Genomic DNA, 24,363 nt, shown 5'->3' on the forward strand with positions numbered 1-24,363 from the left:
GCATTCCGCCCACGATGGTGTAGAGGTAGCGGATGCCCGTCACGTTGACACCCATGGCGTCGGCGGTCTGGGGGTTCTCGCCGACCGCCCGCAAGTGCAACCCAGGGCGCGTCCGATTGAGGAAGAACCACAGGAGCGGCACCAGAAGGTACGTGGCGTAGGTCAGGATGTCCTGATTGAAGACCGACTTGCCCAGCAGCGGCACGTCGGCCAGGGCCGACAGGGGCACGGGCGTGAACTTGGGGCCGACCATGCCGACGAGGGGCGCGCCGCCTGGCCCCAGCCGCTGGCCCAGGTAGTTGGCCAGGCCCGTGCCGAAGATGGTGAGCGCCAGGCCGCTGACCACCTGCTCGGCGCGCAGGCTCACCGACAGGAAGGCGTGGATGGACGCCATGGCCGCGCCCGCCAGCATCGCCACCCCCACGCCCACCCACACCTGTTTGGTGTGGAAGGCGGCGGCGAACCCCGTAACCGCGCCGACGATCATGATGCCTTCCACGCCCAGGTTGAGGATACCGGCCCGCTCCGTGAGGATTTCGCCGACGGTGGCGTACAGCAGCGAGGTGCCGGCGCGGATGGTAACCCACAGGATGGAGGTGATGAGCGCAAGGGTCATGATTCGCCTCCTGAGACGGCAGGGGGAGCAGCGGGCTTCGCAGCCCTGCGGCGCGGCCCCCAGTCCACCCTCAGCCGATACTGGTTGAACAACACGCCTCCGAGCATGAAGAAGAGGATGGCTCCCTGGAGCACCAGGGCCACCGCCGCGGGCAGTCGCATGGTGATCTGTATCTGGTCGCCGCCCACCAGCAGGCCGGCCAGCAAGATCCCCACCAGCACCACGCCCCACGGGTTCAGTTGCCCCATCCACGCTACGATGATGGCCGTGTAGCCGTAGCCCACCGTCAGGCCCTTCTGCAGGCGGTGGGAGATGCCCGCCACCTCGCCCACGCCGGCCAATCCGGCCAGCCCGCCGCTGATGAGCATCACCAGCAGGACGTTGCGCCACAGGCTGATGCCCGCGTATCGGGCCGCCCTGGGGTTCTCGCCGATGACGCGCACCTCGTAGCCCCATCGCGTGCGCGTGAGCACCAGCCACAGCGCCACCGCCGCCACGAGGCCGAACACCAGCCCCAGGTGCACGCGCGTGCCCGGATAGCGCGCCAACCACGCTTCTTGCGGGAACGGCGCGGTGCCCGGAAAGCCGTATCCTTTCGGGTCGCGCCAGGGGCCGTAGAACAGGTACTCAATCCACAGGATGGCAATGTAGTTCATCATCAAGGTCGTGATGACCTCGTTGACGCCGAGGAAAGCGCGCAGGAAGGCGGGGATGAGGCCCCAGAGGGCCCCCGCCAGGAACCCTGCCACGATCATGAGGGGCATCCGCTACCTCTACACCATCGTGGGCGGAATGCTCATCGCGCTGGGTGGCGCGCACCTGTCGCTGGCCTACACGCCCGGCTGGACCGAGGGCCTCACGGCGGGGCGCGGCTGGATCGCCGTCGCCCTGGTCATCTTCGCCACATGGGACCCGGTGCGCGCCGTGGTGGGCGCCATCCTGTTCGGCGGCATCAACGCCGTCCAGTTCCGCATGCAGGCGGCAGGCACGACCATCCCGGCGGCGTTTCTCAACATGCTGCCCTACGCCTTCACCATCGTAGTACTGGTGTTCGTTACATGGTGGGAAGGCATCCGCAAGCGCGTGGGCGCGCCCGCTGCCCTGGGCTTGCCCTACGCCCGCGAGGAGAAACGCTGATTCGGGAACCCGAAGCGTGCTCCGAGCGTCCTTTGGGTGGAAGCGGCTCGCGCAACGGCGGGAGAGTCCGTGCACCACAGCCGCATCCGAAGGATGGAAAAGATGAAGACACGCTTGGTGCTATGGGGGTTGCTGATAGTGCTCCTTGCGGCGTGCGCGGCGAAGAGGCCCGCCACGCTGACCGTGGACTTGAACGGCGGCGCGGCGATTCGGGAGATGATGTCGCTGGAACAACTGGCCCGCGACGCCGACCGAATCGTGGTAGGCACGGTGGTCTCGTCCGAGAGCGCGTGGAACGCCGACCGAACCGCCATTTTCACCACGGTGCGCCTGCGCGTGAGCGAGGCGGTGAAGGGCGCCAAGCCGCGCGAGGTCGTGCTGCGCATGGAGGGGGGCCAGGTGGGAGACATCGCCCAGGCGGTGAGCGGCGGCGTGTCGCTTGAGGATGGCCAGCAGGTGGTGCTGTTCCTGAAAGGTGCCGCGGTGCTCGGTGGGCCGCAGGGCGTGTACGCGGTGGAGGACGGCACAATCGGCGACATGTCGTTGGCGGCGTTTCTGGACGCGGTCCGCGCCGCCGCCCGCCCGTAGGAGTGCAACGGCGCGGTTCCGAAGTCCGCCGCCTGCCCATGCGAAGGACAGCCCGTCCCCTCGCGCCGCTCGCGGGGAGAGGGTTCGGGTGAGGGGTGGTCAGCATGCGTAGGGCGGCTTTCCATAGCCGCCCGTCCCCTCGCCCCGCCCGCGGGGAGAGGGTTAGGGTGAGGGGCCACCCCTGCCCCACAAGCACCCCCTACGCGATAAACCCCTTGCTGCGCAGAAGCGCCTCAACCCGCCGCCGATGCGCCTCGGGCACGCGCACGCACGACGGCCCGACAGTCTGGCCCAACAGCGGCCCGATCTCCGGGTCGGCGCGAATCTCCGCCAGAATCTCTGCCGAGTCCGCCTCCAGGAGCACGGCGCGGGACAACCGCGCTCGGCCCCTGCGCATCGCCCACTCGCGAATGCGCGCCAGGATGCCCTCGGGGGCCTGCCCCGCGCTCGCCTGCGCGATAAACTTCACCACCGCGTCCACGTTCACGCCCTGGCTCAGAATCCGCGCCAGCGACACGGGCTTGATCTCGTACACTGCGCCGTCGCCGTCGCTCACCCACGTGGCAAAGCGCTCCAACTGGAAGCGGTGCAGGAGATTCCCGTCGGCGGGCCAGCGCACCCGCCCGTCGTCCCCAACCGTGATCGGCGCGAACTCCGCCGCTGGCTCCACCTCGCCGCCATGCAGCCACGCCCATCCCCACTCGGTGAGCGCGAAGAGCACGTCGCCCGTCTGAGCATCGCGGCCCAGGTCCGCCGCGCCCACGTAGTGCATCGCCCCTGCGACAATTTGCGCAATCAGGCGGCCCTCCACCTCATCCCAGTGCTCAAACCCCCTGAGGTACTGGCCCGTTTTCACATCCCGAATGTACCAGGATTCGTAGTCGCCGCCCGTGCGCTGAAAGTCAGGCGCGTACTCGCGGATCGTCTGCGCCACCTGCTTGAGCGAATACCAAGTTCCAGCCTCGCACCCCTTCAGCAAGTCCAGAAGCCGCTGGCGCGTGCGCACGGGGTCGTGGCTCCAGCCGCTCCCTTCGCAGCGAATCTCCGCGATGCGCCGCAATTCATCCCAGCCTTCGTCGGCCACCCACGCCGACCACATTTGACTTTGCCGTGTGGGTGTGGGCGCGCTCAACCAGGCTCGCGCCGCATCCGACGCCGGCCTGATTCGGTCGCCTGCCCTGCGCACCAACTTCAGCCGCCCGACGACGCGAAGCAGCCACTGCGCACGCATAGGCACGAACGTCGCGAACGGGGGCGGGGACATGGGCCGCCAAACCCAGCGCCGCCGCCACGCCGACTCATCCTGGGGCGAAAGCCCGCGCCCGCGCACGTAGCGAGGCTGGTGGTTCTGCACGTAGGCCAGGAACGTGCACACGTCCACCGATGCCGTATCCAGCGCTCGCCATACCTGTGCAGGCGGGTCGCGCGGCTCAAACGGCAAGCCCGCCTGCGCCCTGGGCGGCGGCAGCAGAGGCAGCACGTCCGAGGGGATGAACAAAAACGCCACGCGCTCGTCCGCATAGTCGGCGAACGCCTTGAAGAGAAATCCCAGGAACCACAGCCGCTCGGTGGCGCTGACAGGCGCAAGCCAGGGTTGTTCCAGCATCAGCCTGCCGTCGCCCATGGGGCGAATCTCCCCGAATCGCCGCATGAACGGGTCGGCCCGCACCCTGCCCCCCGCCGCCTGCACCGTCTCCAGCGCCTCGCGCTCCTGGGGGTTCAGGATTTCCAGCGCCTCGGCCACGGATTCAGGGCGCAGCATCTGGTCGGCCAGGAAGCGCGCCGCCTGCACCCGATTGTTGGTGGGCAGGTCTATGCCCCGCGCCGCCGCCAGTGCGCGCAGCCGCGCCACCGAGTAGTCCAACAAGCATTCCGCCAGTTCTCGCATCGCGGCCCTCGTGGGATGGAATCTTCGGCGGTATTATACGTGCCGCGCCGCGCGCCGACAACCGCACTCTCTTCGCGACCTGGCTCCAAACCCTGTTGGTCGCGGCATGGGTCCAGGTGCGACGCACTTCCGAAAGTGCGTCGCACCTTATAGAACCGCACCTTGTCGCGCCCTTGCGCCCGATGTTGCGCGCCGCACGGAAACGACTATACTGGATGCGCATGGAGGTGATCGGCATGTCCGAATACGCGCCCAAGAACAAGGTCGGATTCGTAACCGCGCTCTGGAATCGGGTGCGGCTCGCGTGGAGGCTGTTCCGCGACCCGCGCGTGCCTCTGTGGCCCAAAATCGTGGTTCCCACTGTCGCGCTCGCCTACGTGATCTTCCCGCTGGACATCCTGCCCGATCTCACGCCCTTCGTGGGCCAACTGGACGACCTGACGCTCCTGGCCCTGGGCCTGCAGGCCTTCATCTCCCTCTGCCCCAGGGACGTGGCCGCCGAGCACATGGCGCGCCTGCGGGGCGCCTCTGTGAAGCCTGCCCCCGAAGGCGAAGTGGTGGAAGGCGAGTACACCGTCCACCAGGATTGATCGCCAAACGAAAGCGCCCGAAGCAGGGCGCCGAAGTAGCGCCTGGGCTTCGGGCGCGACGCCACACGAGGAAGGCCCTACTTGATCAGGGTGCGCCCCCGATCAAAGGCCCGCAGGTTCATCTCCACGTACTTGGGCGGCACCCGCTCCTCTATCGCGGCGCGCCACACCGCCGCGTCCACATCCAGCAGCGTCGACAGCGCCCCCAGCATCACCACGTTGTTCACGCGGGCGCTTCCAACCTCCTGGGCCACCTTCAGGCTGGGAATAAGGTAGAGCCTATCGGTAACCGCCTTGAACGCGGCCAGAAACCGCTCGTCCGACGGGTACTCGGCCCCGCCTGAACTCACCGCCACCGGCGGAATCTCCTGATCGTTGACCAGCGCCACGCCGCCAGGCTTCAGCCAATCCACGTGGCGCAGCGCCTCCAGTTTCTCAAACGCCACAAGGAAATCGGCCTCGCCCTTGCCGATGAGCGGGGAATACACCTTCTCGCTCCAGCGCACGTGGCTGATGACGCTGCCGCCCCGCTGGGCCATCCCGTGCACTTCCGACTTCTTGGCTTCCAGGCCAGCCTCAAGCCCAACCTGCGCGATCACGTCGCTGGCAAGGAGCGTGCCCTGACCGCCCACACCGACGACAGTGAAATCTACGCTCTTCATAGTCCTTCCTCCCTGATTGGATCACCTGCAACTGCTTGCGATTTCCCACCCCTCTGTCCGCCTGCCGCACCTCGCCCCCAGCCTTCGGCCGTCCCCCTCTCCGCCGGCGGAGAGGGGGATTGAGGGGGTGAGGTCAGACCCCCCGCCCGCCTTCGGGGGATTGAGGGGGTGAGGTCAAGCCTCCGACTGCTCCAGAACCTGCGCCCGGAACAGGATGGCCTTGCGCCCGCACACCTGCGCGCACACCTCGCACCCCGTGCACAGCAGCGCATCAATGGACGCCTTACCGTCGGGGCGCTTCACGATGGCCGGGCAGCCGACCCGGAAGCACAGCCCGCACCCGTTGCACCGCTCCTCGTCCACCCGCAACGGCACGTACCGCTTGCGCGCCTCGGGCAGCAGTGCGCACTCGCCCCGAACCACCAGCGCCGACGCCTCGTCCCGCTTCAGCGCCTCTCGCAGCGCCCGCTCCACCTCGCGCAGATCAAAGGCGTCCAGCGTCTGCACGTGATCCATCCCCAGCGCCCGCAGCAGCGGCTCAAACTCAATCTCCTTCGTCTCCTGGCCTTGGAGCGTGCGGCCGGTGCCCGGGTTGTCCTGGTGGCCGGTCATGGCCGTTACGCGGTTGTCCAGCACGACGGTAATCGCCTTGCCTTTGTTGTAGGCCACGTTCAGCAGCGCCGGCATGCCCGTGTGGAAGAACGTGGAATCGCCCAGCACAGCGATGTTGCGCTCGGGCGAACCGGCCTTGTCGGCGCCGTGGGCCACCCCGATGCTGGCCCCCATGCACCCGCACGTATCCGTGGAATTCAGCGGGGGCAGCGCGCCCAGCGTATAGCACCCGATGTCGCCGTTGATGGGCAGTTTCAGTTTCCGCGTGATGACGTAGAACCCCCGATGCGGGCACCCGGGACACAGCACCGGCGGCCGTCCGGGCAGGCTCCCCACGTCGGGCACGATGTACGTCTTCCGCACCGACTCGGGCAGCAGGCCCGCTGCGACGGCCTGCTCGCGAACCGTGCGCGGATCCATCTCGCCAATGCCCGAGAAGATGGACTTTCCCTCCACCCAGATGCCCAGCAGTTTGATCTCGTTCTCCACGAAGGGATCCAATTCCTCCAGGACGATGGCCCGCTCCACCTGCCCCACGAACTCCCGCACCATCTTCGGCGGTATCGGGTAGGTCATCCCCAACTTCAGGATGGATGCCGTGGGGAAGATTTCCTTGGCGTACTGATAGGCCACGCCGCACGTTACGATCCCCAGGCTTCGGTCGCCCCACTCAATGCGGTTGAACGGGAAAGTCTCCGCGAACTCCGTGAGTTTGCGGATGCGCTCCTCAATGACCGGATGCCGCTTGCGCGCGTTCACCGGCAGCATCACATACTTCTCAAACTTGCGCGGATAGGTCGGCAGCGGGGGCGGGCCTTCCCGACGCTCGCCCAGTTCCACCGGCGTGCTGGAATGGGCGATGCGTGTCGTGATGCGCAGCATGACCGGCGTGTCAAACCGCTCGCTGATGTCCAGCGCCGCGCCCACCAAATCTTTCGCCTCCTGGCTGTCCACCGGCTCCACCACCGGCACGCGGGCGAACTTACCAAAGTTGCGGTTGTCCTGCTCGTTCTGCGAACTGTGCATGGACGGATCGTCGGCAGACACGATGACCAGCCCGCCTTCTATGCCTGTCATGGACGCGTAGAAGAACGCATCGGCGGCCACGTTCAGGCCCACGTGCTTCATGGTGGACATGGCGCGCCGGCCCGCATACGCCGCCCCGATGGCTACGTCCAGCGCCACCTTCTCGTTGGTGGCCCACTCGGCGTACACGTTGGGGTAACGCGCAAACTCCTCCAGAATCTCGGTACTCGGTGTCCCCGGATAGGCCGACGCCACGGCCACGCCGTACTCCCACGCGCCGCGCGCGATCGCCTCATTTCCCGACAGCAATTTTCGCATTCCACACCTCCCTGTGGTAATCGGTGCCTCTATCCATCTCCTCGGCGGCGGAGTTCTACACCTCCCACCCGCGCCAGGAGTTCAAAGTACTGAACCAGCGCCTGGGTCTGCCGCGATCCCGTCTCGGCCTCCAAGAGGTCGGCGATGTCCGATAGCGACCGCTCGCCGTCCGCCCAGTACAGCGCCAGGACGGGCATCGTCCGCCCGAATGCCTCATGCTCTTTGCTGAAACGGTGGAAGGCCTCGCGGTCGCCCGGCTTGATGAGCAGATCGCCCACCGACAGCGGCCCCCGGAACCGCCGCACGGGAATCAGGCTGGCGGCCTTTTCCTCCCACTCGCCCGACGGCGGCGCGCCAGGCTCCCCCGCCTCCTCGCCCAGGAACGAGGCCGCGCGTCGCAACTCGCCGTCCGCGAACGCCGCGCATTCCGCCTGGAACGGCGCTACATCCACAGGAGCCAGGCGGCGCAAGGTGGCCAGCGCCTCGGATTGCCGCGCCGTGGCAAATGCCACCTCTCGCCGCAATTTCGCCACGCTGCCCTTGCTGCTCCCTGCTGCCATCGCCGCCTGGGCGCGCCGCAGGATGTCCACCTTGAACCGAGCCGTCATCTCGTGGGCAAGCCACTCGGCTTCCTTCGGCCCCGCGTTCGCAACCCAATACCCGTAGGCCGCCGCGAGCGCCGCCACCGTCCCCATCATCTTGGGGCTGACTTTGTCCAGCGTGTCCTCGCTCGTGTGGTAATACCGGTCGGGCCACTGGATGATCATCGGCGTCGGCACGCCCACGCTGGGATCCGACAGAATGTAATGATCGCTCCCGCCCGAAAAAGGCGTGTCGGCGTACCGGTACAGCGGAAACTCGCCCTGGCCCGCGTGGCTCTTGGCGTCGCCCAGCAGCAGGTCGCGGATATGCCGCGCCACGGTCGGCGCGAAACTGCTCATGGACGCCGGCGGCGACTCCACCAGGAGCGAACTGCCGCACTGGTCCTGATCCTCACCCACCATGTCCAGGTTCAGCCCCGCAACCATGAGGGGAATATCCTGCTCGCGCGACGCCAGATACGCATACGTGCCCGACATCTCCGGCACCCACAGGAACCGCAGCGTGCGTCGCGGCTTGGCCAGCCGCCCGTCGGCCACGCAGGCGGCCAGGGCCCGCGCCACTTCCATCAGCGCCCCCGCCCCCGACGCGTTGTCGTTGGCCGATGGCTGCGGGTGGCACAGGTGCGCGACGAGCAGCACTTCCTCGGCGGTCTCCCCGCGAATGACCGCTTCCACCACCTCCATCTGGCCCGCGTAGCGCGACGAATCCACGTGGACCCGCACGCGGACCGCCTTGCCTTCGGCGCGGGCCTTGCGGCATCGTTCTCGCAGCGTGTCGCCCTGGCGCGGCGTCAGCACGAATCCGAAGACCGACAGGTGCTCGCCGCCGCGGAACCAGAACGACGTGTACTGGCGGGCGTCGGGCAAATCAATGCGCTCGCGCACGGGTGGCGTCTTCATCATCCCGTCAAACAGCACGCCCGCCGCCCCGCGCTCCCGAACCGCCAAATCCATGATGCGGTCCATGGGTGCGCGCGCCAGCACCACCTTGCCCTCCAGGTCCAGGCCCTCGTAGTCGGCACGCTCCTCGCCCCCCTCCAGCGCCACAACTTCAAAATCCCCGTCCGCGGGCGCGCTCCGCTGGATCACCGAAATCTTCTCGTCACGATAGTCCGCCAGTTTCTCCGTCGGCTGACCGTCTTCCCCCAGCAGGTGGAGCGTCGCCGCCTTGCAATCCCATTCCAGGAACGTGCGCATGGACCAGAAGGCCGTTGCGCCGTCGGCAGGATACGACAGAACGCGCACCTCCAGGCCCGCGTCCCTGAGCGTCTCCGCGACGTGCTGCGCCGCCGCGCGGAATCCGGGGCTGGCCTGAATGCGATGGTAGCGGGTAATCTCGGCCACGTGGTTTTTCGCCGCCGCCCCCGAAATCTCCTTGCGAAGCGTTGCCATCAATGAGTCAAACATGCATTCCCTCCTTGCGCCTAGCGCGCATAGGGTGCCAGATACCACAGGATGAACTCGCGCCCGTACAGGAGCGCGAATGCGGCCCCCAGCACCAGGTACGGGCCATAGGCGATGGCGCTCTTGCGACCCACGCGGCGCAGGGCCAACATCACCCCTGCTCCAACCCCGCCGAGCAAGATGCCCACCAGGATCGCCACCAGCACCACCGGGAACCCCGTCGCCAGGCCCACAAACCCCATGAGCGTAACGTCGCCACCGCCCAGCCCGCCCCGGGCGATCACGGCCAGCACAAAGAACAACCCGAAACCAATGGCCCCGCCAATGAGCGCCTTTACCGGCGTCATGTGAGGCATGAAGAAACTCGCCACCAGCGCCAGCCCCATGGCCGGATAGGTAACCACGTCCAAAATCAGGCGGTGCTCCAGGTCCGTAACGGTAACCAGGACAAGCACCGCGAAGTAGAGGGCCAGGAAGACAAACTGCACCCCAACCCCGTATCGCCAGGCCAAGAAGCCGAAGATGGCAGCAGTTGCCAGTTCCACGATGGGCGCGCGCAGCCCTCGCCCCGCACCGCACTGCGGACAGCGACTCCACCCGGCCCAATCCGCGATCACCCCCGCCAGGCTCAACGGACGCCGAGCCGCGCCGCACGCAGAACATCGGGGAAACTGAAAGGGAGATTGCCGAGGTTCGGCGGGAAGAAAATCGGCGCACAGGTTCAGGAACACGCCGACGCAGTATCCAAGTAGCGCTGCTGCGACTATCATCCCCATACTCTCTGCGCAATCTGGCCTGTCGCCGCATTATACCACGGTTGGCCTCAATCACAAACCGCGAGAGCGTGGAGCACATTGCCAATTTGCTCCACGCGGGCGGGGGTGAATCGCCGCATGGTCGCGCGGAGTTGAGCCCCCGCGCTGAGAGAAAAAAACCTTTCGGGCTGGCCCTTCAGCAGGGTGGGCGCAGCGCACCTGCACACCGCACCCCTGCGCTTTCGGCCTCCCCCTCTCACCGCCCGCGTAGAGGGGGAAACGAGGGGGTGCAGTCCGGCGCGATTGCTTCGCTCGCAATGACAAGAGGGCACAACGTGCGGCGCACTTTCGGAATTGCGTCGCACCCATGCCCATGGCGCGGGGCGAAGTCCCAAGACAGTCCCCTGCTCTCCATTCGCGTGGATTCGCGTGATTCGCGGTTACAGTTCGTAGCGCGGCTTTCCGTAGCCGCCGGAGGTAGGGGCAAGTACGGAAACCTGCCCTACGCTCGCCACCCTACGGTGTGCGGACTCGTAGGGCGGCTTTCCACAGCCGCCGGTGGTGCCCCTGCGCTTCTGTGCCGTGTTGGATTCGCGAGCCGCCGCGCACCGAAACACCCCCGCTTTGCAGGTACCCGCCCACCCTGCTATACTTGCCCCTGACCTTACGGAGTCCGACGAGTACAAACATGGCGCGCAACCCACTGCGAGGCAATCGTGTATTCCCCGTGCCCCTCCCGCCGCGCTGCCGCTGGGAGTGGGTTCGCGTTGGGCCGCTGCGCCGCGAGCGCGTGCTGGTTTGCCCGCCCGAAGCCACGGGCCGCCCGCCCACGCGTGCTCTCGTCATCTACTTCCTGCACGGCGCGGGACATTCGCCGGCCTCTTTCTTCACTGACCTGCCCACGGCGCGTCTGCTGCCGATGGCGGCGGACGCCTGCCTGGTGTTCGTGGACGGGGGCAAACGCTGGTACCTGGACAGCCCGGTGGACCCGCGCAGCCGAGGCGAAACTGCGTTCCTGGCCACCCTGCGCACCGTGGAGGCCCGACACCCCGTAGGAGGCTCACGCGACCGCCGCACCATCTGCGGCTTCAGCATGGGCGGGTTCGGCGCCATGTACCTGGCCGCTCGCCATCCCGACCTGTTCGCCAGCGCGTCGTCCATCCTCGGCCCGCTGGACATTGAGCCGCTCTGCCCCGACTACCCTGGCCTGCGAGCGCTCCTCGGCGACGACTGCGCGACCTGGCGCAAGCACAACCCCGCTGCCCTGGCGCACGCCCTGCGCGACGTGCGCCTGCTGGTAACCACCGGCGACGCCGCCTGGGATCGGCCCCTGGGCAAACGGTTCGTGGAAGCCTGCCGCGCCCAGGGCATCCTGGCCCAATACCGACAGCGTCCAGGCGCGCACGACGTGCGGTTCGTGGCCGCGCAATTGGAACATCACCTGGCGTTCCACCTGAACCCTGGGCCTGCGTGGCGCATCCGCCGCGCCGAACCCGACGACGCCGACGCGCTTGCGCGCAATTGTTTGCCCGCATCGCCCCCCGACGATGTCGCTCGGCATCTGGAGTGGAGCCTGGCCGAGAGCGCGCGGGGCCGCAGGGTGCACCTGGTCGTGGACGCGGGCGAGGCCGTGGCCAGCGGGGAACTCAGCATCACGGGCGACCGCGCCGAAATCGCCAACTTGGCGGTGGAGGCATCGCTCCAGGGGCGGGGACTGGGCACGGCGCTCATCCGCGCCCTGGCCGACGAGGCTTCGGCGCGCGACATCGCAACGCTGGAAATCGGCGTGCGCTCCGACGACAGCCGCGTGCGCGCCCTGTACGAACGCGAGGGCTTCACCGCCTACCGCGAGACGACGGTCTCGCTGAACGGCCAACCCACGCGCGTAACCTACCTGCGCAAGCGCCTGCCCCCGCGCGCCTCGCACCTGGGAGGGGAATAGGGCATGTCCGAGAGCCGAAAGGGACTGCTGTACGTGGCGTTGGGCACGCTGATGTTTTCCACGTCGCCCGTGCTCATCCGCTGGGCAGCGCCCCTGTCGCCCTATGTCATCACCTGGGCGCGGCTGGCCATCGCCGCGCTCACCGTCGCCACGCTGGCCCTGGCGTCGCGGCAGCGCGTGCGGCTGGTGCGCGGCGACATCCCGCGGTTCCTGCTCTTCGGCGGCATCACCGCCGCGCACTTCTTCTGCTACATCGCATCCCTGAGTTACACGACCATCGCCCACTCCCTCACCCTCACCTACACCGCGCCGATCTTCGTAACCTTGTTCTCGGCGCTGTTCCTGCGTGAGTCCATCGCCCGCTGGAAGTACCTGGGCGTGATCGTGGCCGTGGCGGGCGTTGCGATCCTGGCAGGTTTTGAACCGCAGTTCAGCCGCGCCATGCTCATCGGCGATGCCCTGGCCCTCGGCTCGGCCATCGCCTTCGGGTTCTACTCCGTGGCGGGCCGCTCCCAGCGCGACCGGTATCCGCTATTCACCTACGCCCTGACCACCTACGGCGCGGCCGCGCTATGGCTGACGCCTGTGGCGGTGCCCCTGGCGGGCACGGGCTGGGGGTGGCCGCAGGCCCTGTCGGTGCTGGCGCTGGGCATATTCCCGCTCGGCCTGGGCCACACCCTGTACAACGCGGCCCTGCGCAGAACCCATGCAACGTACGTCAATCTCGTCGCAACCCAAGAGGTTACCGGCGGCATCCTGCTGGGCTGGCTTCTGCTGGGCGAAGCCCCAACGTGGAACGCGGCGCTCGGCGCGGCCATCACGCTCCTGGGCGTTGCCCTCGTGATCATCCAGGGGCCGCGGAGATGAAAATGTCCCCACCACGGCGCGCGCGGAGGTCGCAGAGATTCCTCGTGCATTCTCTGCGTTCTCTGTGTTCTCTGCGGTGAATCGCGAGGCTTGTTCCCATAAGTCAAGCATCGGGAGGCGAACACAATGACACACAAGGCGTTCATCATCTCGCACACGCACTGGGACAGGGAATGGTACCAGCCGTTCCAGGAGTTCCGCCTGCGCCTGGTCAAGTTGGTGGATGGCCTGATGGACATCATGACCTCGGATCCCGAATACCGCTTCTTCATGCTGGACGGCCAGACCGTGGTGCTGGAGGACTACCTGGAGATGCGGCCCGAACGCGAGGCCGAAATCCGCGCGCTGGTGCAGTCGGGCCGCCTGCTCATCGGCCCGTGGTTCATCCTGCCCGACGAGTTCCTCGTCAGTCCCGAGGCCATCGTGCGCAACCTCCTGCTGGGCGACCGCATCGCGCGGCGGTTCGGCGCCAAGATGAACGTGGGCTACGTTCCCGACCAGTTCGGCCACATCTCCCAACTGCCGCACATCCTGCGCGGCTTCGGCATGAGCGAGGCAGTCCTGTGGCGCGGGCTAGATGATCACCCGTTTGAATTGCGGTGGCGCGGAGCGGGAAGCGATGAGGTGCTGCTCCTCTACCTGCGCGGCGGCTACGGCAACGCGGCTCACCTGCCCGCCACCAACCCCGATGCGTTCGTCGCCGCCGTGGAGGCCCTCGTAGCCGACATGACCGCCCACTCCCGTAGCGGGTGCCTGCCGCTCATGAACGGCACCGACCACATGGAGCCTCACCCGAGCCTGCCCGCCTCCATCCGCCGCGCATCCGAGCAACTGCCGTCGCTGGACATCCAGCACAGCACCCTGCCCGCCTACATCCAGGCCGTCCGCGAAGCCCTCGGCCCGTCGGGGTTGGAGGCGCTCCCCGTCGTTCAGGGCGAACTCCGCTCCTGCAAGACCCAGCATCTCCTGCCGGGCGTCCTGTCTGCCCGCATGTGGATCAAGCAGCGCAATGCCGCCCTCCAGACCCTGCTGGAGCGGTGGGCGGAACCCTGGGCCGCCTTCGCCGAACAACTCGCGGAGCAGGCCGGCGCGCCCCACGTGCCCCTTGCGCCCACTCGCCCGATTGTGCAGCGCGCCTGGTGCTACCTGCTGGAGAATCAGCCCCACGATTCCATCTGCGGGTGCAGCGTGGATCAGGTGCACCGCGAGATGCGCACCCGCTACGACTGGGCGGAGCAAATCGGCGAGACCGTCGTCCAGCAGAGCCTGGACGCCATCGCGCGCGCCACAACACACCCCGGCGACACGCCCGCCCTCGTGATCTTCAACCCGCTGGCAGGCCCGCGAACGGACGCGCTGGAAGCCACCCTGGAACTCCCCCAGAGCCTGGAGGATTTCGTCATCGTGGACGAAGACGGGCGGCCGGTGCCCTGCCAGATTCTGGAGCGGGAGCAGCAGGAATTCTTCGGCGGCACGTTCGCGCGCGAGCAATTGCTCCTCGTCGCGGGAGCCGTGCAGGACGGGAAGGTGCAGGACAGGCCCATCCGCGAGGTGGTGGTGCGCAAGGAAGGCGGTCGTGCGCAGTTGGACGTAACGCTGGGCGAGAGCGGCGCGCCCGACCCCGCCGTTCTCCGCAACTGGGCAGCGCTGTCCCAGAGCCTGCTGGAGGACGAGACCGTGCGCGAAGTGCAGGTGCGGGTGCGAAGCCCCTTGCGGTGCCGCGTCGCCCTGGCCGCGCCCGACATCCCCGGGTTTGGCTATCGCGCGTTTGCCCTGCGTCCGGGTAGGCCCGTCGGCCATACTGCGACCGTCAGCGCATCGGCCCTGCGCCTGGAAAACGAATTCCTGTCGGTGCAGGTGGAGCCGCGCGACGGCACCCTGTCCATCCTGCACAAGCCCACGGGCATGCGGCTTTCGGGCGTCAACCGTTTCGTGGACGGCGGCGACCGCGGCGATGAGTACAACTACTGTCCGCCGGAACGCGACACGGTCGTGGATGCTCCCTGCGAGAAGCCCGTCATACGCCTGGTGGAGACCGGCCCCGCCCGCGCGGCGCTGGAGATTGACCTGCTCTACCGCCTGCCCGAGGCCCTGTCGCCCGACCGCGCCTCGCGTTCACCCCACCACGTCGTCATCCCCATCACGACGCGCGTCTCCCTTGCCGCTGGCGTGCCGCGGTGCGACATCCAGACCACCGTCGCCAACACCGCGCGCGACCACCGTCTCCGCGTCCTGGTGCCGACGCCCATCCAGACCGACCACTCGTTTGCCGAGGGGCACTACGACGTGGTGCGCCGCCCCCTGGCCATCCCCACAGACACCGCCGACTGGATAGAGCAGCCCCAGCCCACCTTCCCACAGCGCGCCTTCTGCGACGTGAACGACGGCGAGAAGGGCGTCATGGTGGCCGTCCGCGGCCTGCCCGAGGGCGAGGTCATCCCGGGCGCAGACGGCGCAACCATCGCCGTAACACTGCTGCGGTGCGTCGGATGGCTATCCCGCGACGACCTGGCCACGCGCAAGTGGGGCGCGGGGCCGGGCCGTCCCACGCCCGAGGCGCAGGAAATCGGCGAGCACACCTTCGCCTACGCCATCATCCCCCACGCGGGCGGCTGGGAGCAGGCCTTCCGCCGCGCCCACGCCTTTGAGACGCCCATGCGCGCCGTACTGGTCGCGCCGTCGGCGGGAGGGCCGCTCCCTGCCGCGGCATCGGTCCTGTCGGCGCAGCCCGACTCTGTCGTCGTAACGGCCATCAAGGCGCCCGAAGAAGGCGATGGCCTCATCGTGCGCGTGTGCAACTACGCGGCGCGCGCCGTGGACGCGGAACTGACATTCGCCTGGCCCATCCGCCGCGCCGAGCGCGTGAACCTCGCCGAGCAGGCACCGCAGCCGCTGACCATCGCGGACGGGCGCAGGGTGCGCGTGTCCTGCGGGCCGTGGGCAACCGCCACCGTGCGCGTCGGGTCGTAGGGGCAGACCTTCGCGTCTGCCCGACCCCGTGTCTGCCCCTGCCCTGGCCTAGTCCCGCTTGAAGCGGCTGTAGTCGGGGCGCTCCAGGCCGCTCGCCCAGCCGTTTTCCATATCCAGCAGCGCCTTCACCTTCATCGGCAGGCCGAACAGGTTGATGAACCCCTGCGCGTCGCTCTGGTCGTACACGTCGTCCTTGCCGAAGGTGGCGAAATCCTCGCGGTACAGGCTGAATGGCGACTTGCGCCCCACCACCGTGCACGATCCCTTGTACAGTTTGACGCGCACGCTGCCCGTAACGCGCTCCTGGGTCTTGTCCACGAAAGCGTCCAGGGCTTCGCGCAGCGGGGTGAACCACTGGCCGTAGTACACCAGTTCGGCGTAGCGATGCCCGACCAGTTCCTTGTAATGCAGCGTCTCGCGATCCAGGCAAATCTGCTCCAGTCCCTGATGAGCCGCGTAGAGGATGGTGCCGCCTGGCGTCTCGTACACGCCCCGCGACTTCATCCCGACCAGGCGGTTCTCCACCAGGTCCACCCGCCCCACGCCGTGAGCGCCGCCGACGTCGTTGAGCCGCTCCAGAATCTGCACCGGCCCCATCGCCTCGCCGTCCAGCGCCACCGGATACCCGTGCTCAAACTTCAGCGTGAGATACTGTGGCGTGTCTGGGGCCGCCTCGGGCGCGACGGTGAGCATAAACATGGACTCTTCGGGTTCGGCCCAGGGATCTTCCAGCACGCCGCCCTCGTGGCTGATGTGCCACAGGTTGCGGTCGCGGCTGTAGATGGACTTCTCGGTAACGGCCACGGGGACATTGTGGGCGCGGGCGTAGGCCAGGGCGTCCTCGCGCGACCGAATCTCCCACTCGCGCCACGGCGCAATGACCTTCAGGTGCGGGTTCAGCGCCTTGACCGACAGTTCAAACCGCACCTGGTCGTTGCCCTTGCCCGTGCACCCGTGGGCCACGGCATCGGCGCCTTCCTGCTCGGCGATCTTCACCAGATGCTTGGCGGTAACGGGGCGCGCGAACGAGGTCCCCAGCAGGTACAGCCGCTCGTAGATGGCGCCGGCCCTCATGGTGCGAAAAGCGTACTCCATCAGGAACTCCTCGCGCAGGTCCACGATGTACGCCTTCTTCGCCCCGCTGGCCAGCGCCTTCTGCTCCAGGCCGGCCAATTCGCCTGCCCCCTGGCCCAGGTCCGCGGTGAACGTAATCACCTCGCAGCCGTAGTTCTCCTTGAGCCAGGGCACGATGCACGACGTGTCCAGCCCTCCCGAATACGCCAAAACCACCTTCTTGAACTGCTGCCGTTTCATCTTGCCTCCTCCTCATGGTATGGGAATCTTACAGCCGTGGGTATGCAAAAGCGCGACGGGTATCCCCATCGCGCCAAAAAGAAAGGCCAGCCCCCTGTCTGGAGGCCGGCCTCGTGTATGCTAACGCAAGCCGAGCGGGACTATCCAGACGCGGGGTCTGACCTTTCGTCCGCTCGTCGTCGGATTTCCACTGCCGGCATGACGTTCATTACCTACAAGTCTCACGCTAGGCTGGAACAAATATATGCCCAAAGGCCAGACTTGTCAATTTTCGTCGGCCGCTGCGAAAAGGCAGACCCTATTGGCGCTCGCTTTTTCGCAGGAACGCACGATGTGGTAGCATAGTGCCAGGAGACCTATCGGGCGATCGCACGTTCGGTTGGCGCTGCTCGCGCGGCGGTCATCGTAGGGCAAATTGGCAATTTGCCCTACGTCCGGCGCGTTCCCTATCCCGCCAGGCCCCAATGGAGATGCGAGCGTTCTTAGGGGCTTCGCGGCCCCCGCCTGGCCGGGCAGGGAACAGGCGGGGAGACTATCCCTAGGGCGGCTTTCCATAGTCGCCAGACGCAGGGGACAGGTATGGGAAGCTGCCCATATGCTCTATGCGTTTCATCCTGCCGCGCATCGGCCTGACCAATTCTCACCGAAGTATATCACTACCTGGCCAGGGGTGCTTTTGACGCCCGCGCCGGCCTGTGGTATACTGAAGCCGTGGGCCGTTAGCTCAGCATGGCAGAGCACCTGCCTTTTAAGCAGGGTGTCGCGCGTTCGAGTCGCGCACGGCTCACCTTTTTGTCCCATTCTTCATCACACCTTCAGCCCCTCTTCATAATCCCTTCACACTCCTGTGGTATCCTGTCCGCGGAAGGATGAGAGACACACGGACCTTCCCAAATCAAACGAAACTCACACAGGAGGATTTCAACATGAAACGGACAGTGGTAATCGGTGTAGCAGTTGTGCTGGCGCTCGCGCTGGCCATGGTGGTCGCCACGGCGGCCTTCGCCCAGGGGCCCGCGGGAACCCGCGACGGCATCCGCGACCTGTCGGGCAACGGCAACGGGCACGCCTACGGGTTCGTGGACGCGGACGGCGACGGCGTGTGCGACAACGTCGGCCAGGGCCTCGGGCATGCCTGGGGCTTCGTTGACGAGAACGGCGACGGCGTGAACGACCGCTTCGTGGACGCTGACGGCGATGGGGTCTGCGACAACGCGGGCCAGGGCCTGGGCTACGGGCGCACGGCCCGCACCGCCTCCAACGGCCAGGGCGCGGGCATGGCCCGGCGCGGCTACGGGGCGCGCGGCGCCAACTTCGTGGACGCCGACGGCAACGGCATCTGCGACCTGCTGGAACAGCAATAGACCCCGCTACAACCGAATACGACCAGGCGGTGGGAGAGACCTCTCCCACCGCCTTTTCTTTGCCCCGCGCGTGCTTCTGATGTACAATGCGACGGACATTTGCGCTTCCCGCACCGAAATGTCTCCATACGCGTTTCAACCTGGGGCGCGGGCCATGGCGAGCCATACGGACGCCCGCCCTCTGTGAGGATGCAGCCTTTGGAACCGACGCTCTCAACCTACGCAAATCGGCGGAACCTGCTCGCCTCGCTGTTGTTGGCGGCGGCGACCATGCTCATCACGCTCCTGGCGCTCCAGCGGCCTTTCGCGTCGCCCGGCTCGCCCCACCCGCCCACACCGACGCCGACCGCGACCGCGACGCCAACCCCCACGCCCACGCCGACGCCCACCAGGACGCCAACCCCCACGCCCACCCCGACCGCCACGCCCACGCCGACGCCCACGGCCACGCCCACCCGCACACCGACGCCGACGCCAGTGCCGCCAGGCGTCCGAACGTCCATCATGAACACCCACACCATCGTAGCCTTCTACGGCAGGGCTTTCTCGCCCCACGATCACATGGACAAGGTCGCCATCCTGGGAAGACTCGGTTACTACGACAACTTTGACCACTTCTACACCGAGGTCATCTCCTACTGCGCCGAGGTGGATGCCGCCAACGGCGATCTAGGCGTCATCCCTGCCATGGACATCATCTTCCAACTGGCGTCGGGAACCAAAGAGAACGGCGGCGGCACCTTCCTCATCAGCGTGCAGGAGTATCTGGACGCCACCGGCGGAGGGTCATTTGAGGAAGATTATGTCAAACCCGCTGCCGATAAGGGCGTGCTCGTGTTCCTGGACAACCAGTTGGGCCTGTCAACCGTCCTGAGCCAGACCGAGGCCATGCTCCCCTACCTGGAGAAGTACGACAACGTACACTTCTTCTTTGACCCGGAATTCCACGTCTACCCGGAGCAGTACGAATCGGGCGAGGTAACCATCCCTGGCAGGCCACTGCCCGGGCGGATTGACGCCGCCGACGTGAACGCCGCCCTGCGGCGCATCCACGAGTTCATGCAGCAGAAGGGCATCCGCCGCGAGGTCATCGTGGGCCTGCACCAGTTTGAGGACCTCAACGTGCCCTCGGACAAGCGCACCATGATCGTGGACAAGGCCGATATCGTGATTCCCCCTGGCATCACCCTTGTCTTTGACGCCGATGGCTTCAGTCCCAGCGAGAACAGCCAGGAGGTCAAACTGTCCAAATACCGAGGCATCACGGACCCGAGGGCGTACCCGTTCTTCGGCAAGGGCGCGTACCCCGCCATCAAGATCTTCCCGCCCAACGACTATGTCAGCGTAACCCGCTACGACTACGACCCGCTCACGCCGCGCCAATTGTTCGGCCTGGCTCCCATCCGCAACGGACGCTTCTTCAGCCCGCCCCCGGCGCTGCTTATCCTCAACTGACCCTTGGCGACGCAGTAGGACTCGTTTCCCTACCTGCCCCCGGCCTCTGACGGCTATGGAAAGCCGCCCTACGTGTCTGCGGACAACGGGTCTGCGAGACCCTTGGGGCCTTCACACTCAAACCTGCGACGCACCTTGGAGGTGCGTCGCAGGCGGGCCGCACAGCGAGCGCAGGGCAGGTCTTCATACCTGCCCTGGACGGGACGGCCAGGCATCGCCGCCCCGCAAGACTCACCGCCGAGCACGGAGAGACCGCAGAGATTTCTCTTGTATTCTGTGTGGTCTCCGCTCGCACGTGGCAAAGCAAAAGCGGCGGGGCTCCCGCCGCTTTTCGCACGCATGGCACCGGCAGAGGGTTATTCCTCGGCCTCTTCCTCTTCCTCTTCCTCTTCCTTCTTGCCCTTCTTGACGACCTCTACCTCGCCGGGTTCCACCGGAGCCTCTTCAGCCTCCAGCACTTCCTCGGCCACCGGGCTGACCATCGCTACCAGTTCATCCGGCTCGTCCAGCACCTCAATCCCCGGGGGCAGCACCAGGTCCTTGACGTAGATGGCGTCATCAAACGTCTGGAGCGCGCTCACGTCCACCGCGATGTGCGGCACCAGGTCCTTGGGCAAGCACTCCACCTCCACCTCTTCCTTCTGCTGGAGGAGGACTCCCTGGAACTTCTGGAGCACGGGCGGCTCGCCTTCCAGAACCAGCGGGATGCGGACGCGGATGGTTTCCGTCATGACGACGGCGTAGAAATCCACGTGCGTGATGACTTGCGTCAGGGCATCGCGCTGCTGATCGCGCACCAGCACCGTGAGCGGCTCGGCGCGATGGGCCACGCGCAGCGAGATCAGCGTGGACTCGCCCGCCTTGCTCAGTACCATTTCCAGCGGACGCCGCGGCACCTGGACGGGAATAGGCGCGGTGGCCTTGCCGTACACGACCGCCGGCACCAGCCCCTGGCGGCGCAACTGGTTTACATGCTTCCCCTTGATGGTCCGGGGTTCTGCTTCCAATACAAGTTGATCCATATATGCCAACACTCCTTCCCGAATTGCAGCAGCGCATTATATGCTCAAAGGCCCCTGGCGTCAAAAACGCACTTGACACGACAAACACTAAGAGTTCACACCATGGGGTCAGCCTATGCCGAGTTCGCGGAGGATCGCAAGGGATCCATTGAGCCTGGCAAATTCGCAGACCTCGTTGTGTGGAGCCACGATCTGTACTCCGTTACCGACCCCGAAGAACTGGAAGACCTCACGGCGCTCATGACCATCGTTGGTGGGAAAATCGTGGCGCACAGCAAAGATCACGTCGTCTACATGCCGTCGGTGCAAGTGGGACAATAGGGCTTTCGTACCTGCGAAGTCCGCACAATGACGAGTATCTGAACCCGCCAACGGCCAGCGATCACCGCGCCAGGACTCGCGGCGCTCCCTACGAGCATCCCGCCGGCTGTGGGCAGTTCGCTGCTGCATGCGGGATGGCCGGATGCTCATGCCTGCCGCACGAGCATCCCGGTCGTTTATGCGCGCCCTACTTGCCCTCCTTCCCCGCCTTCAGCACACGCACGCTGTTGCTGCGGCACTTGGGGCACATCCGCTCCTTCTCCGGATCGTATTCCGCCTCCCACTCGTGCCCACAGCGCATGCACCTGAACCGCGCCTTCTCTGCCATCGCCACCTCCACAGCGAGCACCCGCGAATCGCGCAAATAACCGCGAGGGATTTTGTATCTCCCCGCTCAACTCGCGTGGATTCGTGCTATTCGCGGTTAACTCTTTCATCCAATTCGCGTAGATTCGTGTTATTCGCGGTTACCCCTTCAAGACCTCCATCGTGTACCGAATCTCCTCCGGCGTAACCGACGCGCGCAATTCCTCCATCTCGCGCATCGTCTTGGCCCACTTCTGCCCTTCTGCCGCGCTCACCCACTCCAACTGCAGCCGCTCCGGACGAATCCCCAGCTTCTCCAGTTTGTCCCACAGCCGATCCACCCGCCGCACCGTATTGCGGTTGGCATTGATATAATGGCAGTCGGCGTAGTGGCAGCCCGACACCAGCACCACCGGCGCGCCCTTGCGGAACGCGTACAGCACGAAGTCCTCGTCCACCCGCCCGCTGCACATGGTGCGGATGACGCGCGCGTTCGGCGGGTAAGTCATGCGGCCGGTGCCGGCGGTGTCGGCGCCCGCATACGAGCACCAGTTGCACGCAAACGTTACGATCTTGTTCTCCGGCCGCTCCTCCAGGATGGCGTCTATCATCGCGTAGATGGCCTGATCCGAGAAGTGGCGCATCTGAATCGCGTTGAACTTGCACTCGGCCGCGCACGTGCCGCACCCCGCGCAGGCCGCCGTAATGACGCACGCCGGCGTCTTCGCCTTCACGTCCACGGTGATCGCGCCGTAGGGACACACCCGGGCGCACACGCCGCAGAACTTGCACTTGTCGGGATCCACCACCGCCGTGATGGCCTCCACGGCAACGTTGCTCTTGTTCAGCAGCACCTGCGCCCGCGCCGCCGCCGCGCTCGCCTGGGTTACGCTGTCCTTGATGTCCTTGGGCGACTCCACGCACCCAGCCAGGTACACGCCCTTCGTCGGCGTATCCACCGGCTTCAACTTCGGGTGCGACTCCATCAGGAACCCGTCGCTCGTCCGCGACAGGGTCAGCAACTGCCGCACCAGTTCGGTGTCGCCGCTGGGCACCGCGCCGATGGACAGCACAATCAGGTCGTGCTCGTGCTCCTCAATGCGGTTCGCCGTCGTGTTCTCCACCACCACCCGCAGCGTTCCGGTCGCAGGGTCGCGGGCTACCTCGCCCGGCAGCCCGCGGATGTAGCGCACGCCCGTAGCCTTGCTCCGCTTGTACAAATCCTCAAACCCCTTGCCGAAAGCCCGAATGTCCATGTAGTACACCGTCAACTCCACGTCGGGATAATGATCCTTCAGCAGCAGCGTGTCCTTGACGGTGTTCATGCAGCAAATGTTGGAGCAGTACGGGTTGCCCTTCTTATCCGAGCGCGAACCCACGCACTGGATGAACGCGATGCGCCGGGGATGCTTGCGGTCGCTCGGCCGCACCAGGTGGCCCTCCGTCGGTCCCCCCGCCGAGATGAGCCGCTCAAACTCCATGCTCGTGATCACGTCTTCGTACCGCGTGTAGCCGTACTCGTCCAGTTCGGTCGGATCGTAAGGCTCCATGCCCGTCGCAACGATAATCGCGCCCACGTTGAGGGTGAGGATTTCGTCGCGCATGTCAAAGTCAATGCACTTCTTCTCGCACTTCTCAATGCACTTGCCGCAAGCGATGGGCACATCGCCCAGGCACTCCTGGATGTTGATGACATACGCCGAGGGCACCGCCTGGGGAAACGGGATGTAGATGGCGCGGCGCGTGGACAGCCCCGCCTCAAACTCGTTCGGCACGACCACAGGGCAGACTTTCGCGCAGTCGCCGCAGGCCGTGCACTCGTCCTCGCGCACGTACCGCGCCTTCTTCCGCACCTTCACCTTGAAGTTGCCAACGTACCCCGAAACGTCCTCAATCTCGCTGTAGGCCAGCAGTTTGATCTTGGGATGTCGACCGACATCCATCATCTTCGGCCCGAGAATTCATATGGAACAGTCCATGGTGGGATAGGTCTTGTCCAACTGCGCCATGATCCCACCGATGGACGGCTTCTTCTCCACAAGATAGACCTGATGTCCCGCGTCGGCCAAATCCAGCGCCGCCTGAATCCCCGCCACGCCCCCGCCGATGACCAGGGCCGCGTCGGTTACGGGGATGCGCTCCTCGTCCTGGGGGTAGAGCCAGCGCGCCCGCGCCACGGCTGCCTTCACGATGTCCTTCGCCTTCTCGGTGGCCAGATCCGGCTCGCGGAAGTGCACCCACGAGCAGTGCTCGCGGATGTTCGCCATCTCCAGCAGGTACGGGTTCAGGCCCACCGCCTGGACGCAGGCGCGGAACGTGGGCTCGTGCAGGCGGGGCGAGCACGACGCCACCACCACGCGGTTCAGGTTGTGCTCCACCACCAGCCGCTTGATTTCCTGCTGGCCGGGATCGGAGCACGTGTACTTGTTGCGCGCCGCCACCACCACATTGTGAAGCCCCGCGGCAAACGCCCGCACCTGCTCCGTGTCCACGCTCCTCGCGATGTTCGTGCCGCAGTCGCACACGAAGACCCCGATACGCAATTCCTCTCCTGGCATGTACGGCCTCCTTTGGCTCCAAACTTCGCCCTGTCCCGGCACGCAG

Annotated in this window: 20 protein-coding genes and 1 tRNA gene; 10 read left to right on the forward strand and 11 right to left on the reverse strand. The window is 66.3% G+C overall.

Annotated elements, in window-relative coordinates; all coding sequences use genetic code 11:
- Both H5T65_01155 and H5T65_01160 read right to left on the reverse strand, forming a co-directional pair.
- Nucleotides 1-616, reverse strand: a 616-nt coding sequence (locus H5T65_01155) for an ABC transporter permease (GenBank protein MBC7257835.1), incomplete at its 3' end; no start/stop codon positions are given.
- Nucleotides 613-1,380 carry an ABC transporter permease gene (locus tag H5T65_01160; protein ID MBC7257836.1) on the reverse strand — a complete coding sequence of 256 codons (768 nt, stop codon included), beginning with the start codon at nucleotides 1,378-1,380 and terminating at the stop codon, nucleotides 613-615. The genes H5T65_01160 and H5T65_01155, both read right to left, overlap by 4 nt.
- On the opposite strand from H5T65_01160, the gene H5T65_01165 reads away from it, so the two are divergent.
- Nucleotides 1,370-1,753 (forward strand): hypothetical protein, encoded by a 384-nt coding sequence (locus tag H5T65_01165; GenBank protein ID MBC7257837.1) that lies wholly within the window; start codon nucleotides 1,370-1,372, stop codon nucleotides 1,751-1,753. The two genes, H5T65_01160 and H5T65_01165, sit on opposite strands and share 11 nt — an antisense overlap.
- Nucleotides 1,754-1,855: 102 nt before the next feature.
- Nucleotides 1,856-2,341 carry a hypothetical protein gene (locus H5T65_01170; protein MBC7257838.1) on the forward strand — a complete coding sequence of 162 codons (486 nt, stop codon included), beginning with the start codon at nucleotides 1,856-1,858 and terminating at the stop codon, nucleotides 2,339-2,341.
- A 199-nt stretch (nucleotides 2,342-2,540) separates the two neighbouring features.
- Here H5T65_01170 and H5T65_01175 read toward each other — a convergent pair whose 3' ends face one another.
- Nucleotides 2,541-4,229 (reverse strand): helicase-associated domain-containing protein, encoded by a 1,689-nt coding sequence (locus H5T65_01175; GenBank protein MBC7257839.1) that lies wholly within the window; start codon nucleotides 4,227-4,229, stop codon nucleotides 2,541-2,543.
- Between the two features lie 215 nt (nucleotides 4,230-4,444).
- Here H5T65_01175 and H5T65_01180 point away from each other — a divergent pair, with 215 nt between their 5' ends.
- Nucleotides 4,445-4,819 carry a DUF1232 domain-containing protein gene (locus H5T65_01180; GenBank protein ID MBC7257840.1) on the forward strand — a complete coding sequence of 125 codons (375 nt, stop codon included), beginning with the start codon at nucleotides 4,445-4,447 and terminating at the stop codon, nucleotides 4,817-4,819.
- 77 nt (nucleotides 4,820-4,896) lie between these two features.
- On the opposite strand, the gene H5T65_01185 is transcribed toward H5T65_01180, so the two are convergent.
- From H5T65_01185 to H5T65_01200, 4 genes are all read right to left on the reverse strand, one after another.
- Nucleotides 4,897-5,481 (reverse strand): indolepyruvate oxidoreductase subunit beta, encoded by a 585-nt coding sequence (locus tag H5T65_01185; GenBank protein MBC7257841.1) that lies wholly within the window; start codon nucleotides 5,479-5,481, stop codon nucleotides 4,897-4,899.
- A 174-nt stretch (nucleotides 5,482-5,655) separates the two neighbouring features.
- Nucleotides 5,656-7,437, reverse strand: a complete 1,782-nt coding sequence (gene iorA / locus H5T65_01190) for an indolepyruvate ferredoxin oxidoreductase subunit alpha (GenBank protein MBC7257842.1) — start codon at nucleotides 7,435-7,437, stop codon at nucleotides 5,656-5,658.
- A gap of 29 nt (nucleotides 7,438-7,466) precedes the next feature.
- Nucleotides 7,467-9,446 carry a DUF4910 domain-containing protein gene (locus H5T65_01195; GenBank protein ID MBC7257843.1) on the reverse strand — a complete coding sequence of 660 codons (1,980 nt, stop codon included), beginning with the start codon at nucleotides 9,444-9,446 and terminating at the stop codon, nucleotides 7,467-7,469.
- A 17-nt stretch (nucleotides 9,447-9,463) separates the two neighbouring features.
- Nucleotides 9,464-10,213 (reverse strand): prepilin peptidase, encoded by a 750-nt coding sequence (locus H5T65_01200; GenBank protein MBC7257844.1) that lies wholly within the window; start codon nucleotides 10,211-10,213, stop codon nucleotides 9,464-9,466.
- 673 nt (nucleotides 10,214-10,886) lie between these two features.
- On the opposite strand from H5T65_01200, the gene H5T65_01205 reads away from it, so the two are divergent.
- From H5T65_01205 to H5T65_01215, 3 genes are all read left to right on the forward strand, one after another.
- On the forward strand, nucleotides 10,887-12,140 hold the full coding sequence (locus H5T65_01205; protein MBC7257845.1) for a GNAT family N-acetyltransferase: 1,254 nt from the start codon (nucleotides 10,887-10,889) through the stop codon (nucleotides 12,138-12,140).
- 3 nt (nucleotides 12,141-12,143) lie between these two features.
- The gene (locus H5T65_01210; protein ID MBC7257846.1) at nucleotides 12,144-13,007 is read left to right on the forward strand and encodes a DMT family transporter; all 864 of its coding nucleotides are present in this window, start codon (nucleotides 12,144-12,146) and stop codon (nucleotides 13,005-13,007) included.
- Between the two features lie 126 nt (nucleotides 13,008-13,133).
- Nucleotides 13,134-15,977, forward strand: a complete 2,844-nt coding sequence (locus H5T65_01215) for a hypothetical protein (GenBank protein ID MBC7257847.1) — start codon at nucleotides 13,134-13,136, stop codon at nucleotides 15,975-15,977.
- A gap of 48 nt (nucleotides 15,978-16,025) precedes the next feature.
- Here H5T65_01215 and H5T65_01220 read toward each other — a convergent pair whose 3' ends face one another.
- Complete coding sequence (locus H5T65_01220; GenBank protein ID MBC7257848.1) at nucleotides 16,026-17,291, reverse strand: argininosuccinate synthase; 1,266 nt, start codon at nucleotides 17,289-17,291, stop codon at nucleotides 16,026-16,028.
- Between the two features lie 713 nt (nucleotides 17,292-18,004).
- On the opposite strand from H5T65_01220, the gene H5T65_01225 reads away from it, so the two are divergent.
- From H5T65_01225 to H5T65_01235, 3 genes are all read left to right on the forward strand, one after another.
- A tRNA-Lys gene (locus tag H5T65_01225) sits at nucleotides 18,005-18,078 on the forward strand.
- 139 nt (nucleotides 18,079-18,217) lie between these two features.
- A complete protein-coding gene (locus H5T65_01230; GenBank protein ID MBC7257849.1) occupies nucleotides 18,218-18,655 on the forward strand; it encodes a hypothetical protein in 438 nt (145 codons plus the stop codon).
- 198 nt (nucleotides 18,656-18,853) lie between these two features.
- Nucleotides 18,854-20,110, forward strand: coding sequence for a hypothetical protein (locus H5T65_01235; GenBank protein ID MBC7257850.1), 1,257 nt, complete (start codon nucleotides 18,854-18,856; stop codon nucleotides 20,108-20,110).
- Between the two features lie 356 nt (nucleotides 20,111-20,466).
- On the opposite strand, the gene H5T65_01240 is transcribed toward H5T65_01235, so the two are convergent.
- Nucleotides 20,467-21,132, reverse strand: coding sequence for a 50S ribosomal protein L25 (locus H5T65_01240; GenBank protein ID MBC7257851.1), 666 nt, complete (start codon nucleotides 21,130-21,132; stop codon nucleotides 20,467-20,469).
- Nucleotides 21,133-21,234: 102 nt separating this feature from the next.
- On the opposite strand from H5T65_01240, the gene H5T65_01245 reads away from it, so the two are divergent.
- Nucleotides 21,235-21,453, forward strand: coding sequence for an amidohydrolase family protein (locus tag H5T65_01245; protein ID MBC7257852.1), 219 nt, complete (start codon nucleotides 21,235-21,237; stop codon nucleotides 21,451-21,453).
- A gap of 187 nt (nucleotides 21,454-21,640) precedes the next feature.
- Here H5T65_01245 and H5T65_01250 read toward each other — a convergent pair whose 3' ends face one another.
- A complete protein-coding gene (locus H5T65_01250; protein MBC7257853.1) occupies nucleotides 21,641-21,781 on the reverse strand; it encodes a hypothetical protein in 141 nt (46 codons plus the stop codon).
- Between the two features lie 139 nt (nucleotides 21,782-21,920).
- Nucleotides 21,921-24,317: a hydrogenase iron-sulfur subunit gene (locus H5T65_01255; protein MBC7257854.1), complete on the reverse strand. Its 2,397-nt coding sequence runs from the start codon at nucleotides 24,315-24,317 to the stop codon at nucleotides 21,921-21,923.
- Between the last annotated feature and the right edge of the window lie 46 nt (nucleotides 24,318-24,363).

This window comes from Chloroflexota bacterium (assembly GCA_014360805.1).
In the GTDB taxonomy this organism is placed as follows: Bacteria; Chloroflexota; Anaerolineae; order DTLA01; family DTLA01; genus DTLA01.